General features: G+C 43.2%; 14 protein-coding genes and 1 tRNA gene. 12 read left to right on the top strand and 3 right to left on the bottom strand.

All coding sequences use genetic code 11. The features are described 5' to 3' along the window. Window positions 1–80 precede the first annotated feature (80 nt). Window positions 81–154 (top strand) — tRNA-Cys (locus HKI82_RS12200). Window positions 155–368: 214 nt separating this feature from the next. Then, the gene (locus HKI82_RS12195) at window positions 369–845 is read left to right on the top strand and encodes a LabA-like NYN domain-containing protein (protein WP_171138166.1); all 477 of its coding nucleotides are present in this window, start codon (window positions 369–371) and stop codon (window positions 843–845) included. Here the strand turns inward: HKI82_RS12195 and HKI82_RS12190 are convergent. Next, window positions 834–1,007, bottom strand: coding sequence for a DUF2986 domain-containing protein (locus HKI82_RS12190; protein WP_102942602.1), 174 nt, complete (start codon window positions 1,005–1,007; stop codon window positions 834–836). The two genes, HKI82_RS12195 and HKI82_RS12190, sit on opposite strands and share 12 nt — an antisense overlap. Before the next feature lie 121 nt (window positions 1,008–1,128). Here HKI82_RS12190 and HKI82_RS12185 point away from each other — a divergent pair, with 121 nt between their 5' ends. Further along, window positions 1,129–1,521 carry a nitrous oxide-stimulated promoter family protein gene (locus HKI82_RS12185; protein WP_240956713.1) on the top strand — a complete coding sequence of 131 codons (393 nt, stop codon included), beginning with the start codon at window positions 1,129–1,131 and terminating at the stop codon, window positions 1,519–1,521. 53 nt (window positions 1,522–1,574) lie between these two features. Here the strand turns inward: HKI82_RS12185 and HKI82_RS12180 are convergent, their stop codons facing one another. Both HKI82_RS12180 and trxC read right to left on the bottom strand, forming a co-directional pair. After that, window positions 1,575–2,735 carry an MFS transporter gene (locus tag HKI82_RS12180; protein WP_171138164.1) on the bottom strand — a complete coding sequence of 387 codons (1,161 nt, stop codon included), beginning with the start codon at window positions 2,733–2,735 and terminating at the stop codon, window positions 1,575–1,577. A gap of 193 nt (window positions 2,736–2,928) precedes the next feature. Continuing rightward, complete coding sequence (gene trxC, locus HKI82_RS12175) at window positions 2,929–3,363, bottom strand: thioredoxin TrxC (protein ID WP_102942599.1); 435 nt, start codon at window positions 3,361–3,363, stop codon at window positions 2,929–2,931. A 213-nt stretch (window positions 3,364–3,576) separates the two neighbouring features. On the opposite strand from trxC, the gene HKI82_RS12170 reads away from it, so the two are divergent. From HKI82_RS12170 to HKI82_RS12130, 9 genes are all read left to right on the top strand, one after another. Further along, entirely contained in the window at window positions 3,577–4,662 is a 1,086-nt protein-coding gene (locus tag HKI82_RS12170; RefSeq protein ID WP_102942598.1) for a ketoacyl-ACP synthase III, read from the top strand. A gap of 450 nt (window positions 4,663–5,112) precedes the next feature. Further along, complete coding sequence (locus HKI82_RS12165) at window positions 5,113–6,528, top strand: undecaprenyl-phosphate glucose phosphotransferase (protein WP_102942597.1); 1,416 nt, start codon at window positions 5,113–5,115, stop codon at window positions 6,526–6,528. Beyond that, a complete protein-coding gene (locus HKI82_RS12160; RefSeq protein WP_146027687.1) occupies window positions 6,512–7,810 on the top strand; it encodes an outer membrane beta-barrel protein in 1,299 nt (432 codons plus the stop codon). The genes HKI82_RS12165 and HKI82_RS12160 overlap by 17 nt, the downstream gene beginning before the upstream one ends. Then, window positions 7,811–8,410 carry a polysaccharide biosynthesis/export family protein gene (locus tag HKI82_RS12155; protein ID WP_102942596.1) on the top strand — a complete coding sequence of 200 codons (600 nt, stop codon included), beginning with the start codon at window positions 7,811–7,813 and terminating at the stop codon, window positions 8,408–8,410. It begins immediately after the preceding gene. A 1-nt stretch (window position 8,411) separates the two neighbouring features. Next, window positions 8,412–10,580 carry a GumC family protein gene (locus HKI82_RS12150; protein WP_171138163.1) on the top strand — a complete coding sequence of 723 codons (2,169 nt, stop codon included), beginning with the start codon at window positions 8,412–8,414 and terminating at the stop codon, window positions 10,578–10,580. Window positions 10,581–10,584: 4 nt separating this feature from the next. Further along, window positions 10,585–11,811, top strand: coding sequence for a lipopolysaccharide biosynthesis protein (locus tag HKI82_RS12145; protein ID WP_171138162.1), 1,227 nt, complete (start codon window positions 10,585–10,587; stop codon window positions 11,809–11,811). Next, the gene (locus HKI82_RS12140) at window positions 11,808–13,199 is read left to right on the top strand and encodes a capsular biosynthesis protein (RefSeq protein ID WP_171138161.1); all 1,392 of its coding nucleotides are present in this window, start codon (window positions 11,808–11,810) and stop codon (window positions 13,197–13,199) included. The genes HKI82_RS12145 and HKI82_RS12140 overlap by 4 nt, the downstream gene beginning before the upstream one ends. After that, window positions 13,192–14,190 (top strand): glycosyltransferase family 2 protein, encoded by a 999-nt coding sequence (locus HKI82_RS12135; protein ID WP_171138181.1) that lies wholly within the window; start codon window positions 13,192–13,194, stop codon window positions 14,188–14,190. Before HKI82_RS12140 ends, HKI82_RS12135 begins: the two co-directional genes overlap by 8 nt. Then, the gene (locus HKI82_RS12130; RefSeq protein ID WP_171138160.1) at window positions 14,187–15,398 is read left to right on the top strand and encodes a glycosyltransferase family 4 protein; all 1,212 of its coding nucleotides are present in this window, start codon (window positions 14,187–14,189) and stop codon (window positions 15,396–15,398) included. The genes HKI82_RS12135 and HKI82_RS12130 overlap by 4 nt, the downstream gene beginning before the upstream one ends.

Below are 15,398 nucleotides of genomic sequence, written 5' to 3'. Positions count from 1 at the left end.
GACACAAGGGATTTAAAATCCCTCGACTTTCGAGTCGTGCCGGTTCAAGTCCGGCCCGGGGCACCATCAAATTCCAAAAAGGCGCGTTAGCAGAGTGGTTATGCACCGGATTGCAAATCCGTGTACATCGGTTCGATTCCGGTACGCGCCTCCACTTTCTCCTAGTTATCTCTCCGCTATCTCTTAAGACTTTTCTTCCCTTAGTCATTTATATAAACGTCTTCGCAATGTCGTGACAGATTCTCAATAAACAATAATCGTGTAACTTTCAGCTTTAGCCTGTGGTATGGTTTCGTTTGTTTCTAGGCCACCCTTTGGCTCTCATTTCGCGATCAAAAAGTACATTCTATAAAGGTACCAACATCAATATGGAAAAAATCGCCATTCTCGTAGATGTGCAGAATGTCTACTACACCTGCAAAGAGCGTTATCAACTTAACTTTAACTACAATCAGTTTTGGCAAAAAGTGACTCACGGTCGCATGGTAGTGAAAGCCAATGCTTACGCTATCGCCAGCAAAGATACCGGTCAACGTCAGTTTCACCATATACTGCGTGGTATTGGTTTCGAAGTGATGCTAAAGCCATTTATTCAACGTCGTGATGGCAGTGCGAAAGGCGATTGGGATGTGGGGATTACGCTTGATGCCATTGAGTTGGCTGAAGAAGTTGATGTGGTTGTACTGGTTTCTGGTGATGGCGATTTTGACTTGCTCGCCAAACGCATTCAACAAAGATTCGGCAAGCAAGTAGAAGTTTATGGTGTACCCGGTTTAACCGCGAACAGCTTAGTTGAAGCCGCCGACAGATACATTGCTATTGATGACGAGCTGTTACTCTGGTGATTGAGTCTCGCCTTCTTCTATAACTTGTTGAGCTTCTTCTGCCTCTAATTTCGCGCGTTCAGCTTTTGAAATGTAGCGAGGCTTGTTGCTCTTATGCAGCTTTGAATTTTGCTGCTTAATTTTCTTTTTTAAAATTTGGTTTATTTTCTTTTTGCGGTTCATGATTTTCACATCTGAGGAACATGAGGGTGGGGAGCTTAATGGTTTTGCAGATTAAGCTCAATAGCCAGTAAGAAATTAACCAAGCTGTCTGCCGATAGAGTGCTTTCAATAGGGTGTGATGATGACAAAAGCCAGTTCAATTCTAACCGGTTCATTACAAACAGAGTATAAGACGGTTGCTGCGATGGTTGCGATCTACTGTCAAAAACACCACCTCAGTCAAAAGGGATTGTGTGATAAATGTCAGGCACTGCTTGATTACGCTGAAATACGTTTAGACCGATGTCCTTACGGTCAGAATAAGCCGACTTGTAATCGATGCCCAATCCACTGTTATAAGCCAGAGCCGAAAGAAAGTATGAGATTGGTGATGCGATACTCTGGCCCAAGAATGTTATTGCCACATCCTATTCTTGCGATTCGCCATTTGTTACATGAGAGAAAAGAACCGCCCGTCAAAATAGAAAAAGACGCTTCAAATCGTCATCAACGACTCAAAGCGTCCAATCAGTAGTATCTATTTAAATTCAGATAGTTATGGTTGTAGAGGGGATGAGTTCAAATGAACTATTCACCTGCAACCCACTGACGTTTAGTTTTGATACTCGCAATTAGCATGTATAAACAAGTCGCCATTTGAATCACAAAAAGATACCCCAGCAAACCTTGACCATTCTGTAGAAACCAGTCTGCAATGACAGGGCCAAGCACAGAACCTACGCTATAGCTGAACAGCATGACTTGTGTTGCTGAAACGATGTAATTGGCATCGAGCTTATCGCATCCCAAATTGATGGCGATTGGATAAAGTGCAAATGTCGCCATGCCCAATACAAACAAACTGATAGCAAGCATTGTTAAGCTGGAATCGAAGAATGGCAGCATAACTGCACCAGAGCCGATTAAGCAGAACAAAGCCATCAATAGAGTTCGACCTAAATACTTCGAAAGCCAAGGAACACTTGGTTGAATCGCCATTCCGCCCAGAATAACTAGGGCAAGCAATGCACCCATGTTGGAATGATCCAACCCTCTATTATCCAGTTCAACAGGCATCAAACCGTAAATGGCACCTAGAGTTAACCCTGATACGATGCAGCCCATAATGGCAGCATGGTTTAGTTTGGTCATTTGACGCAAAGACAGGCTTATTGCTTGTTGTGAAGCAGGTTGTGTTGATTTACCAAAAATCAGTACAACAGATGCAAGTAGTAGTAGCGCTGAAATGGTCAAAAATGGAACTGACCCATTAATACCTATGTAGCTAATGCCTAGCTGACCAACTGCTGAGCCGCCATATAACGCTGCCATATAGATCCCAAGTCGCTTGGCTCTGCCGGATTCATCCCCATGCAGTAACCAAGATTCGACGACAACGAAAATACCTGCCACTGCGATACCCGCGATAAAGCGTGAAACCAACCATACAGTTGAGTTGGCAATTAAAGGCAAAGTAACGATCGAGACCAACAGAATCATCAAAAAAGCAATGAAAGCATTCTTGTGACCAAGGCGGTTTACCACAGGATCAACGATCATCGCACCGATTAACAATCCAGCGTAAAACACACTCGCTAACCAGCTCGCTAAACTGTTTTCTAACTGATAATGAGGCAGCATTAGTGGGATCAGACTCATCAAATAGCCTGATGCTACTGCATAGAAAGTTAACGCAATTACGGGAACAGAAATGCGTTGAGAAGAAGTTGATACCAACAAGTTGTCCAACGACGTCGCCTCAAAGTTATAGGGGAAGAGAGAATTTGCGGCGAATATGAGACTTAGAATGGGAAAGGTAAAACTAAAAATTGTGATCTTTACGATTAATAACTTTTATTAAATGTCTAATCTACAAAATAGTAAGTTAAGTCGGCATATTATCCTAGATTTAGCCAACTTAACTAGAGAATTTTTACAGGACTTATTTTGTTAAGGCTTGGTTCAGCCATTGATTAAACTGAGATTTAGGAAGTGCGCCATTGATGACATCAACTCTTTGTCCGTTCTTGAACACCATAATGGTTGGAATGCTACGAATCTGGAACTTAGCAGCTAAGTTTTGCTGACTTTCAGTGTCTATTTTTACAAAACGTACTGAACCACTTCTTTCATTTGCTACATCTGAAAAAACGGGCGCGAAACCCACACATGGGTTACACCAAGGTGCCCAAAAATCGACAACAACTGGCTGAGCGCTTTGCAAAATAGCGTCAAAGTTAGCTTCGGTTCCTTCAATTGGTGAACCATCCAGTAAAGGTGTCTGGCATTTGCCGCAATTCGGGCTCTCTGATACTCGCTCATTGGGAACACGGTTTAAACCATGGCAAGAAGGGCAGCGTGTATTGAAGGTAGACATAGTTTTCCTCTCAAATCGTGATTTGTATTTATGGTCTTTACAGCTTTTTATGGTAAATAGCGCTATATGGTAAATGAGCGTATAATCCGCCTTTATGCCTAATGTTGGGGCAATTGATATAAATACAATAGACAATATCGGTACGGAATTAATCATAGCTACGGGTTAATTCACCGCGGGTATTGGCATAACAATTATAGATTTGGAACGAGTATGACCAAGTTTTACGCTGAAATTACAGGTTGGGGTAAATGTTTGCCTCCAGCAACCCTGACAAACGAAGATCTGAGTACTTTTTTAGACACCAATGATGAGTGGATCCGCACTCGCACCGGCATCGAAAATCGTCGTATTAGCCACGTTAACACATCTGATTTAGCTACTGTTGCCGCTAAGCAGGCTCTGGCTTGTGCAGGATTAGAAGCCAGCGATCTTGATTTGATTATTGTTGCTACCTGCTCTCCAGATACCTTGATTCCAAATATTGCATCGAAAGTTCAACTGAATTTGGGGAACAAAGGCGCGGCTGCGTTTGATATGAATGCTGCTTGTACTGGCTTCCTTTACGGTTTAGAAACCGCAACGCGTTTGATTCAAGCTGGTAACTACAAGCATGCTTTGGTGATTGGTGCTGAACGCCTTTCTTTCTACCTAGATTGGACTAAGCGTGATACTGCTGTTTTATTTGGCGATGGTGCTGGTGCAGCGATATTAAGCCGCACTGAAGAACCTCTCGGTTTACAAGATGCGCAAATCGGCTGTGATGCTGAAGGTCGAGACATCTTAGCTGTGCCTAAGTTTGGTACAGCAATGGATCGTTTCGCCGCTGACAATGGCCACTGGGACTTTAACTTTATTGGTAAAGACATCTTTAAACGCGCAGTGCGTGGTATGGGTGCAGCTTCTCAGCAAGTACTACAAAGAAGTGGATTAACCAATGAAGATGTTGATGTTGTGATCCCTCATCAGGCGAATATTCGAATCATCCAAACTTTATGTGATGTGTCTGGTATCAGCCAAGACAAAGCATTCGTCAATATTCATAAGTATGGCAACACTTCTGCGGCGACAGTTCCTATTGCACTTTGTGAAGCGTTAGAGCAAGGTAAGGTAAATGCAAACGATAATATTCTTGTTGCAGCATTTGGTGCAGGACTGACTTGGGGCGCAGGTCATATCCGATGGGGTCAACGTGTTACTCCTGTCAACACAAGTGACGCAGCTTTACCTGAGTGTGATAAATCGGCACTAGAGCTACTGCATGACGCTATAGAGCATTGCAAAAGCAAAGTCGTATAAATCCTCAGCCAACAATCAAATCTGAATAGGAGCTCATCGAGCTCCTTTTTTTGTCTCAAAAATAAATCATCATTCTTTTATCGCACATTTGTTTCAAATTTAAGAAGAATCCTACCAGTGTCGGCGTAGCAATGTGGGCCTTAAATAGGGATAATCTATGTAAGCAATTGAATAAAAAGAAAAATACACCCATATTGATATGCAACTCATGGCAATGTAACGTGTGTAACGCTTACATTAAAGGTTTTAGATGAATAAGTGATGGTTATAATTTGATTTTTTTGATAAATAGAGGCAATAAAAACAGCAATTTAGTCATGTTTAACTATTCTTCTTATAGAACTACTTAAATTGACACAGAAGTTAGCAACAATCTTCAAAACAAAAAATGGCGCCATCGTCGTGCCTGACATAGGACAATAAATTTGTGACGTTAAAGGCGGTTGGGGTATGACACCGAGAAAAGTATTAAAACTTGCAGATGACGGCTATGCGACGCTCTTAAAGATGGTTGATTTCCTTCTTATCAATCTAATGTTAACGAGTGTTATTGAATCGCTTGGTGATCATGAAACGGCAATAGACATACTGGCTGCATTTATTTTCTCTGTTATTTTTCTTCTAGTTGGAGAGTACTGCAAACTCTACAGCTATCGCACTTTGCGTCGCATTAGAGCTTCGTTTTTTCGTTTGCTAGCAACACTCTCTATTTCTGTTTTAGCAATGGAGTTAGTGAAGTACTTTTTTAAGAATGTGGATGGAGTGTCCATCACAAACCTGAACCCTACGGTCTTTGCTTCTTGGTATTTATTAGCATTTCTAGTGCTAGTGGCTGTTAGGGCTTTGCCTATTATTACTGTACGAGCCTACCGCCAGAAAATGGATCAGAAACAGCGTATAGCGATCATAGGTATGACTCCGGCTGGTATTGCTATTTCACGCTCGCTACTTAATGACTACCACCTGAATGACATTGAACTCGCTTATTATGACGACCGAGGCGAGCAGCGATTCGGTTATCTGACCAAAATTCCATACAAAGGCAAAGTTGAAGCGCTTCTGGAAAAAGCTCGCAAAGGTGAGATAGATGAAGTGTATGTTGCTTTACCTATGGTAGCCAAAGATCGTATTCGTCACTATTTAGAGCAATTGTCTGACAGTACCGTAGACACCTATCTTGTTCCTGATCTGTACACCTACAACATCAGCATTTCAAAAGTTAAGTCTGTAAATGGTGTGCAGACTTTTAGTGTCTTTGGTTCCCCCTTTGATGGAGTGGGTGCTGCAATCAAGCGCATCGAAGACATTATTATCGGTTCAATGATTACCCTGATGATCTCTCCCGTTCTTCTTGCTGTGGCGATCGGTGTAAAAATGAGTTCTCCAGGCCCTGTACTCTTTAAACAAGATCGTTATGGGTTGGGAGGCAAGAAAATCAAAGTGTGGAAGTTCCGTTCCATGAGAGTAATGGAAAACAGCGATGTTGTTACTCAGGCAACCAAAAACGACCCTCGCGTAACAAAGTTCGGTGCCTTTATTCGCAGAACGTCATTAGATGAGTTACCTCAGTTCATTAATGTGCTCCAAGGTTCGATGTCGATTGTTGGCCCGAGGCCGCATGCCGTTGCCCACAACGAAGAGTACAGAAAGATAGTCGATAACTACATGATTCGACACAAAATTAAGCCAGGTATTACTGGCTGGGCGCAAATAAACGGCTATCGTGGTGAAACCGAAACAGTCGATAAGATGGAAAAACGTATTCAATACGACATCCAATACATGCAGAACTGGACGTTGTGGCTTGATATTAAAATTATCTTTTTGACCATTTTCAAAGGCTTTGTGAGTGAAACAGCATACTAGCTTATTACTGTGTGTTGGCACGTTATTGATTAGCGCTTCTGCATATGCTGATTTGAAACCCAAATCGCATATCGGAATCGCAGGTATCGATTTTCAGGGGCGGGTCGGTACTGCTTATGGCGTTGATGACAACGTCACGTTTCAAGCCGATGATGAAGACAAAATAGAGTCTGACTATTTGACTGTTTCGCCTGAGTTGAAAGCTATCGGACAAAGAGGAGAGGATCAGTACCTCCTAATGTATAAGGGCGACTACAACCGCTATCAAGATTCTCATGAGGATGATTCCGACAGTCACTTCATGATGTTCGATGGATACTGGCGCTACGGACTAAGACACGGGCTAAAGTGGAATATCCAACAGGGTTATGGAAAAGAGAAGAGAGGGTTAGGCCTAACGGAAGGATTCAATAAGTCTCAGATGGAACAATATGGCTTTGGTGATTATGGTTTGGACTATTCACAATTCAATACCAGCCTTCGTTATAGCTATGGCGCGCCAAAGGGGCGCGGAAAACTGGATGTGATGCTACAGACCAAGTCTTTTAATTATGATGACAAAGACCATATTCAACTCAAGGATAATGACTTTTACCAATATGTATTAGAGCAAGAGTGGCAAGAAACTACAGGGCTAATTGAGTTATTTGACCAGTACAGTGACGACAGTCGATTCCGCTACAGTTTGATCACTAACCGTCGTCACTATCAAGCCAATAAGCGCAAGGACAGTAACGAATATTATCTGTTGTTTGGTATTAAAAGTGTCAGAAGCGGTAAAACGACCATAGAAGCGGATATTGCCGCTTTGTACAAAGCGTTTCCCGAAAATGACCGTTCAGAAAGTTTCACGGGCGCCAACTGGAATATTGCGTTGGAGTGGAAGCCACTAAAACAAGATATTTGGTCTCTGCACACTTCTCAACGTGTTAAAGACCCAAGGCAAGAAGGTGGTTACATCCTAGATGGGATCTACGGCATTTCTTGGCAACATTTTTGGTGGGTAGATCGTTTTTCTACCACCATAAGCTATGAATATGAGACGGAAGATTATCGTGTTGAAGACAACAACCGATACGACAAGACCAAAACGGCGAAGTTCGCGATTGGTTATGATTTCAGACCGTCTATTCGTTTCGAAATGAACTACCAGTGGAAAAAGTTCAGCTCAAATGAAGATATAGATGTACTCAACATCGGTGAATTTGATCAGTATTCGATTATCAGACGATTAGGTTATGACCAATCGTATGTCGAGTTGCAGTTAAAGGTGCAAATATAGATGCGTAAATGGTTGGTATTTCTTCTTACTTTGGTTTTGTCTTTGCCTCTAATGGCTGAGGAAGCAGTGCAGCAAGTTTTGGGTGCAGCAAATGAACAGCAGGCATCTTCGCAACAAGCGAATCCTCAAGTGCATGAAAACTTGGATGATTACTTTTTGGGTACCGGCGACAGAATTGAAATCATCGTTTACGGTGAGCCGGATATGTCTATGAAGTTTAAAGTCAGTAAGTCTGGCGTGGTTAACTTTCCTTATATTGGTGAGGTAGTCATCGCTGGTCGTACTCCAAGTGCCATTGAAACTGAGATAGAAGAACGTTTACGTGGTGACTATCTGTTGAACCCGATGGTTACCATCAATATGGAATCTTTCCGTCTGTTTTATATTTTTGGTGAGGTGACGTCACCCAACGGTTATGAGTTCCAACCAAGATTAACAGTAGAACAGGCGATTGCGATTGCTGGCGGTTTTACTGACCGTGCAGACCGAGACGATATCAGTATTCGTTCGGGTGCGACAAATGAAGTAATTGAAGACGTTGAGCTCACTCATCCTGTGCAGCCTGGCGATACCGTAATCGTAGAGCAGAGTTTTTTCTAGTATGGCAGTAGGCATGATTGAAAATGGTCAAAAGATGGAAAGCAGCATCGATTTTGCACCATTTATAAAAGCATTAAAGAAACACTGGTGGAAGATTCTGCTCTTTACTGTTGTGGTAACGGGAGCTTGCTTTCCGCTGATTTCTGGTATGAGTTCGAAGTATGTTTCCACCGCAACGGTATTAATCAAAGCACAGGAAGACAACGCTACGCCAATTGAAAATGTGGACGGATACGATTCCACTCGATCGCCATACTACGTTACACAACTTAATCTGATGCAATCCCGTGTTGTACTGGAAAAGGCCATCAAAGATCTCAAACTCAATGAGGATCCTCGATACAACGGTGGCGTGACAGTCGACGATAGCATTCGAGAATTACCAATGACCGAAGCTGATTTAATGAAGGCGACGGTTAAATACATTCGTAAACACCTCTCTTTTTCAGAAGTGCGCTTAACGCAACTGGTGCATGTTTCCTTTGAAGCGGAAGACGCGCAAGAAGCCGCACGAATCGCCGATGGTGTTGCCCAAGCATTTATTGATTACACCATCGACAAAAAAGTAGAGAAAACCTTAGCTGCTCAACAGTGGAATGAGCAGCAGATGGAAGAACTGCGCAAGCAAGTGGCAAGTAAGAAAAAGGAAATGGAGCAGTTTCTTAACAAAGAAGGCTTGATTACCTTTAAAGGCATTGATGGTTTTGAAACTCAACAACTCAGCATTATGACGGAGCGTTTAGCCAACGCTACTGAACGTCGAATGCTTGCTCAATCTCACTATGAGCTGGTGGTGCAGAACTTAGATGCCCCGCTGGAAGATCTTGCAGCGATTCCCGAAATTTCCAGCCATCCTCAGTTGCAGGATTTGCGTATCGCAATGATTCAGGCCAAGCGAACGCTGTTTGATCTGCAGAATCGCTACGGGCCAAAACATAACAAGATCCTAGAAGCAGAAGCGCAGATCAGAGCGATAGAGCTTCAATTCCGCCGTCTTTTGGTCGAGTTGAAATTAGGCTTGTACAAAGAGTATCAAGCCCAGCTGGCAAAAGAGAATCGCTATAAAGCGCTGTTGAATGAGCAGAAAAATGGCTTCAAATTATTAGTGGCGAAACGTGATATTTACGAAAGTATGCAGACTGATTTGCAAAAAACAGAAGACCTCTATAAAGAGATGTTCTTGCGTAGCAAAGAGCAAGAGCTGTCTTCTACTTATCGCGAACCGGATGCTGTTTTATACGACCCAGCCGCAGTTGCCAAAAAACCAGCAAAACCGAACAAATTGTTGCTGTTGGCAATGGTGTTCATTATGTCATTCGCACTATCCACCTTGTACGTGATTATTCGCGCTGCAATGGATCAAAAGATCTACAACCTGACACAGGTCTTGAAAAAATTAGGTTTGAAACCGTTAGCTGATTTACCGGAAATGGGGCAATCAGAGGACAGAAGCGAACTCGTTAATCTGATTCGCAGTAATCCTTATGCGATGGAATCATTTCACGGCATTAAAACCGCGATTCAGCTAGCATCACCGTCAGCTTATTGCATAGGTGTTGTCTCCAGTACGGAAAAAGAAGGGGCGACGCTAGTTTCGCAATTGCTGGCTGACAGTTTAAGCCGCAACCATAAGACGCTTTTGTTGGATCTCGATTTTCGCAGTGAAACAGGCTTATCAATGTTGCCTGAATTTCTTCCACAAGCGGACGAGGCGATGAGCGGAGCCTCAGAAGCTAAAGGTGCAGCTCAATGGGCTGGCGCAAATGACAATCACAAGTCATTGTTTATCTCACTCAACGAAAAGCTCGATTTCTTGCCGCGTGGAGTTCTTGAACAGTCACCTTTGGTGTATTTCTCTAGCGAGCAATTTTTGCACATGATGCAAGAGCTGCCTGAGCTTTACGAACGAATCGTTGTGAATCTGCCAAGCTTGACGGACAACAAAGATACCCAGTTAGCCGCTAAAACATTAGATGGAGTCGTTGTGGTGATGCAAGCGGCTTGTCGCTCTGTTCCAGTTATTCGTCAAGATATCGATAAGTTGAACCAACCTGATATCAACACTATTGGCGCGGTACTGAACCGAGTGCAAGCGGATAACTTACAAAGTGAAGAAAGTAAGCAGTTTATTGCTCAAGGCAGTTTTTCAGCGTTGTTAGCTGAGGATTGATCGCATGGGGCTGATCAAAAGTATCTCGACGATTGCCAGCTCTTCGATGCTCACCCAAGTGATAGGGGCATCATCCATCTGGTTCGTATCAAACCGTTATGGCATGAACGAAGTCGGTATTTATGCCATGGTGTACAGTATTGTGCTGATTGGTGCACAGATATGTACTTTTGCTTCGCAGCTTTTGATCCCAAAACAGCAAGATGAACATCTGGCGCAAAACATCGTGTTTTGCCTTATTCAGACCGTGGTATTAGCCATTCCGTTTACCGCAGTTATTGTTTGGTTATTCAATAAACCATTTGCACTCTACTATCTGCTGACTCTTGCTCATGCTTGGATTTTGATCTCTGAAAACCTGCTATTGCGTGATGAAAAAATGAAGCTGTTAGCGTTTCAACGTTTGCTTGCTTCAGGCTTAGTTTTAGTGTGTGTGTTGATGACTCCAACTGCGGAGTTGCTTTACTGGAGCTGGGCTATTGCGCTGATTGTTATCGTTTTTCTATGGTTACTTTACTCGATGCCATTTCGACGCATGGCATGGAATCAGTGGGGCTGGTCATCCAACAGAGAATTCTTTAAGCGTAATAAACAACACATTGTCAGTATCGGTAGTGCTGAAGTGTTGGCTATGGCAAACAGTAATTTGCCGACAGTTCTCATCAACTATTGGTTTTCTGCGGTAACGGCAGGCTATTTTGCGATTGTCAGCCGATTCTGTTTATCGCCAGTCGTGATTGTCGGGAATGCGGTACGTAATTCTATCTTCTCTAAATGGTCGTTAGATTTTCGCAATCAGCGTTTCAATTACCCAGAATTCATAAAGGTACGCAAACTTCTTTTCGTCCTTGGTTTAATCGCTACAGCTGGCGTCTTTATCTTCTATCCGATCGTGATGGAATTCGCAGCGGCCAAAAACTGGATCACTCACGAATGGGTAGAATCGATTCCAACTTCACGTTATATGCTGCCGTATCTGTTCCCTGCATTGGCTATTTGCCCGTTGACGGTTATTGAACTGGTGTTTGGATCTCCCAAGTATTTCCTGCGTATTCAACTTGAGCAGTTGGCGGTCGTTGTTATGGCGTTTGTCATCCTGCCTTATTTCTACAACGACTACGCGTATTCAGTGACCACTTATGCGGTACTTTCTGCTGTTCGTTATGGATTCATTTATTTGAAAGTGAATCAACGGGCTCGTTCTATGCGAGAAGGAGTGGAGGCAAAGTGAACCTTAGTTTAAACAGCGGGCTTTACCTCCAAGTTGTTACATTAACCACACTGATATTTTGTGGAGTCGTGCAGTATTTCACGGGGATTGGCGCGGTTCTTTGGCTGCCGTTTTTGATGACCTGTTTAATGGTACTGCTGTTACCAATGCAAACTCGTTACAGTGCCTTTTATCTGGACAACAAAGAACGAGTTTTATTGGTGTTGTTCGTGAGTTTGTTTGCGTTGGCAACCGTATCGACGGTATTGCAAAGCGGCATCAAAGTAACGATTGTCGGTATGAAAAACGAGTTAGCAATATCGCTGATTATGTTTTGTCTGTTACTGGGCTTTGTGCGCGAGTCACAGATTTATCGGATTACCAAAGCGCTTTATTGGGTGTTCTATATTCAGTTCCCCGTCATTTTATACCAGATCCTGATTATTGTTCCCAAACGCGTTGCCTTCCGTGGCGAGTATGAAAAATGGGATGCGGTCGTAGGCACATTTGGTGGAGACCCAATGAAAGGCGGGAACACTGCCGCAATGGGGTTGTTCTGTTTACTGATCATGCTGCTTAAGCTTTCTGAATATAAACATGGTCTGGCGACGAAGTTAAACACCGGTCTGCACATCATTGCGGCATTTATCTTGTGTATTTTGGGCGAGGTGAAATTCGTTATTCTGATTTCACCGTTCTTGCTGGCGTTCGTCTGGTTTTCTCCAAGCTATCTGGCGGGAATGAAACGACTCGACCTTAAAACAGCATTGATGATCATTGGCGGTATATTTGGCCTTATTTCTCTTGCCATCATGATATTGGCTGCATCTTATTCCTCCGCTTTTGCGGGTAGTTCAGATAAAGGTGCTTTGGACATCTTTATCGACTCTTTGTCTTACGCGTTCGACCCGAACTACATACTGGAAGAAACGGGCGAACTCGGCAGGATGACAACAATGTTTTTCTGGGCAAAAAACAGCGACTTGTGGGGATTACCAAGTCAGCTGTTTGGTTATGGTCTTAATGCCACTAACCGAGGAAGTACTGTTGCCCCAGGATTTTTGAACGTCATTTTTAATGTGTTTTTGGATTCAACATCATTGAGCATGTTGCTTTGGGAAATGGGTTTGCTTGGAACCTTACTGTTCTTTGGCGTCATAGGTTATACCCTACGAATTGTAATGCCAAAACCGCTTATTCCGAGTGACCGAGTTACGCAGGAAGACGTGCGTTTGCTTTCTTTCCAACCTGCGTTTATTGCCTTTGGTATCGCTGGTCTTTTGAGTCTCCCTTACAGTCAAACTTTGATGATCGTGCCTATGTTGCAGTTTCTGTTCTATTTTTCATTAGGTGCCGCGTTAGTTATTCGCAAGTCAGTATTAACAATAAGTGAGCCTTCCTATGGGTGAAGATATTAAAATCAGTGTCATTATCAAAACGTATAATGAACAGGCTGGGATCGCGAAAACTATTACCAGCATTCGCGACAATTTATCCAACTACTCTCATGAGATTATCGTCGCTGACAGCCTGTCATCAGACGATACTCAAGCGATAGCTTTGGAACATGGAGCCAAGGTTGCCACATTGGTTAATGGTGATGAACGCTGTTGTGGTGTAGGGCATCAGCTAGGCTATCTTCATGCACAAGGCGAGTTTCTTCTTCTCATGGATGGGGATATGGAACTGGCGCCCGGCTTTATCGAGCAGGGGATTGCTTATTTAGATACTCACCGCGATTACGCTGGCGTAGCCGGTATGGTGGAAATGGATGATGCACAAAGCTACGAGTTCAAGTCCCGCAAGCAGCGTATTCACAAGATCTATCCTGTAGGCGATACCTCTCATCTTGGAGGGGGCGGCTTGTATCGACGTTCTGCTATCGAAAAAATCGGTTATTTAACCAATCGTAATCTTCATGCGTATGAAGAAGCAGAACTGGGTATGCGATTAAAGCATGCGGGTTACAAGCTGCATCGACTGGCCGTTCCATACTTCTCCCACACTTCTTATGATATGTCTTCCATCGAACTAATGAAGTATCGCTGGAGAAGTGGCTATTTGTTTGCTTCTGGTGAACTGTTAAAAAGTGCGTGGGGAAAGCCGCACTTTAAAGACGCGCTGCTCGTAGTTAAGAACGAGGCGGTCTTTACCCTTTATTTGTTCTTAGTGGCGATATCCATTCTGACTTTCCATATAAAAATTATCTCGATTGCGCTCCTGCCGCTGGTGGCTTTTTTTGCGTTGAAAGCAATTAAGAACCGATCATTTAGAGATGCTCTACAAAGTGTGGTGAATTTGAGTGTGTTTTCTGCAGGGCTTATTCGAGGGTTGAGTTGTCGTTTGAAAGATCCCAATCAAGCGCCGGATAACCGACTGATTAAGGGAGAACAGCAATGAAAATTCTTCTAGTAAACAAGTTCTTCTTTATGAAAGGCGGAGCCGAAACTGTATTTTTTCAGGAGCGCGAGATGTTAGCGCGTTCAGGGGCAACGATTATAGATTTCTCAATGCAGCATGAGAAAAACATTGAGTCGGCTTTTAGTGACTATTTTGTCTCTAATGTTGATTACCATGACGGCAAGAAGAGCTTGTTAGGCAGCGTGAAAACGGCGATCAATTTTATTCATAACAGTGAAGCTTGTGAGAAGTTAACAGCCTTAATTACCAAAGAGCGCCCTGCAATCGTTCACTTTCACAATATCTATCATCAGCTGACGCCATCGATCATTAAAGTCGCCAAGTCATTAGGCTGCAAAACGGTGCTGACAGCTCATGACACAAAAATAGCATGCCCTAGTTACACCATGTACCGAGATGGACATACCTGCGAAGCTTGTTTGAAAGGTTCGGTATGGAACGCGTTTAAGTATCGTTGTCAGGAAGGTTCGCTGTTTAAGAGTGCGTTATTATCGCTTGAGGCTACTTATCAATCATTGGCTAAGAACTACCAAGCTGTGGATGTGATCGTTTCGCCTAGTGAGTTTCTCGCCAACATTATTCGCCAAAAATTACCCCATAATCGTATTGAAGTGGTTGTGAATGGCATTGATGAGCATGTTGAGCGAAATGGTGTCAAAGACGGGCGATACATCCTCTATTTGGGACGATTAAGTGTTGAAAAAGGCGTAGCGACCTTGGCTGAAGCTTATCAACGTTCTAAGCAGGAGATGCCATTAAAAGTGGTTGGCGACGGGCCTTTATATAATGAGTTGGTCGCTAATTACGACAATATCGATTTTCTCGGTTTCCAAAGCGGCGATACTCTGCACACGTTGATCAAAGAGTGCAGCGCAGTCATTGTTCCTTCTGAATGTTATGAAAACTGTTCTATGTCGGTTATTGAAGCCATGGCCTATGGTAAGCCGATCATCGGTGCGAATATTGGTGGCATTCCGGAACAAGTAAGAGAAGGGGTAGAAGGGCGTTTGTTTGAATCTGGGAATCCTGATTCTTTAGCACAAGTAATGGATGATTTCGTTCAGCACCCAGAGCTGGTTGTTGAGTTCGGAAATCGTGCTCGCCATCGCTTAGAGAACAAGTACTCTTTGGCTCGCCATGAAAATACGCTTATGCATTTGTACCAAGAATTACTGAGTGAGAAATAA

Source organism: Vibrio plantisponsor (assembly GCF_013041605.1).
Classification (GTDB): Bacteria; Pseudomonadota; Gammaproteobacteria; order Enterobacterales; family Vibrionaceae; genus Vibrio; species Vibrio plantisponsor.
Note: the sequence above shows the minus strand (reverse complement) of the source record. Positions and strands in the feature narration are given on the sequence as shown.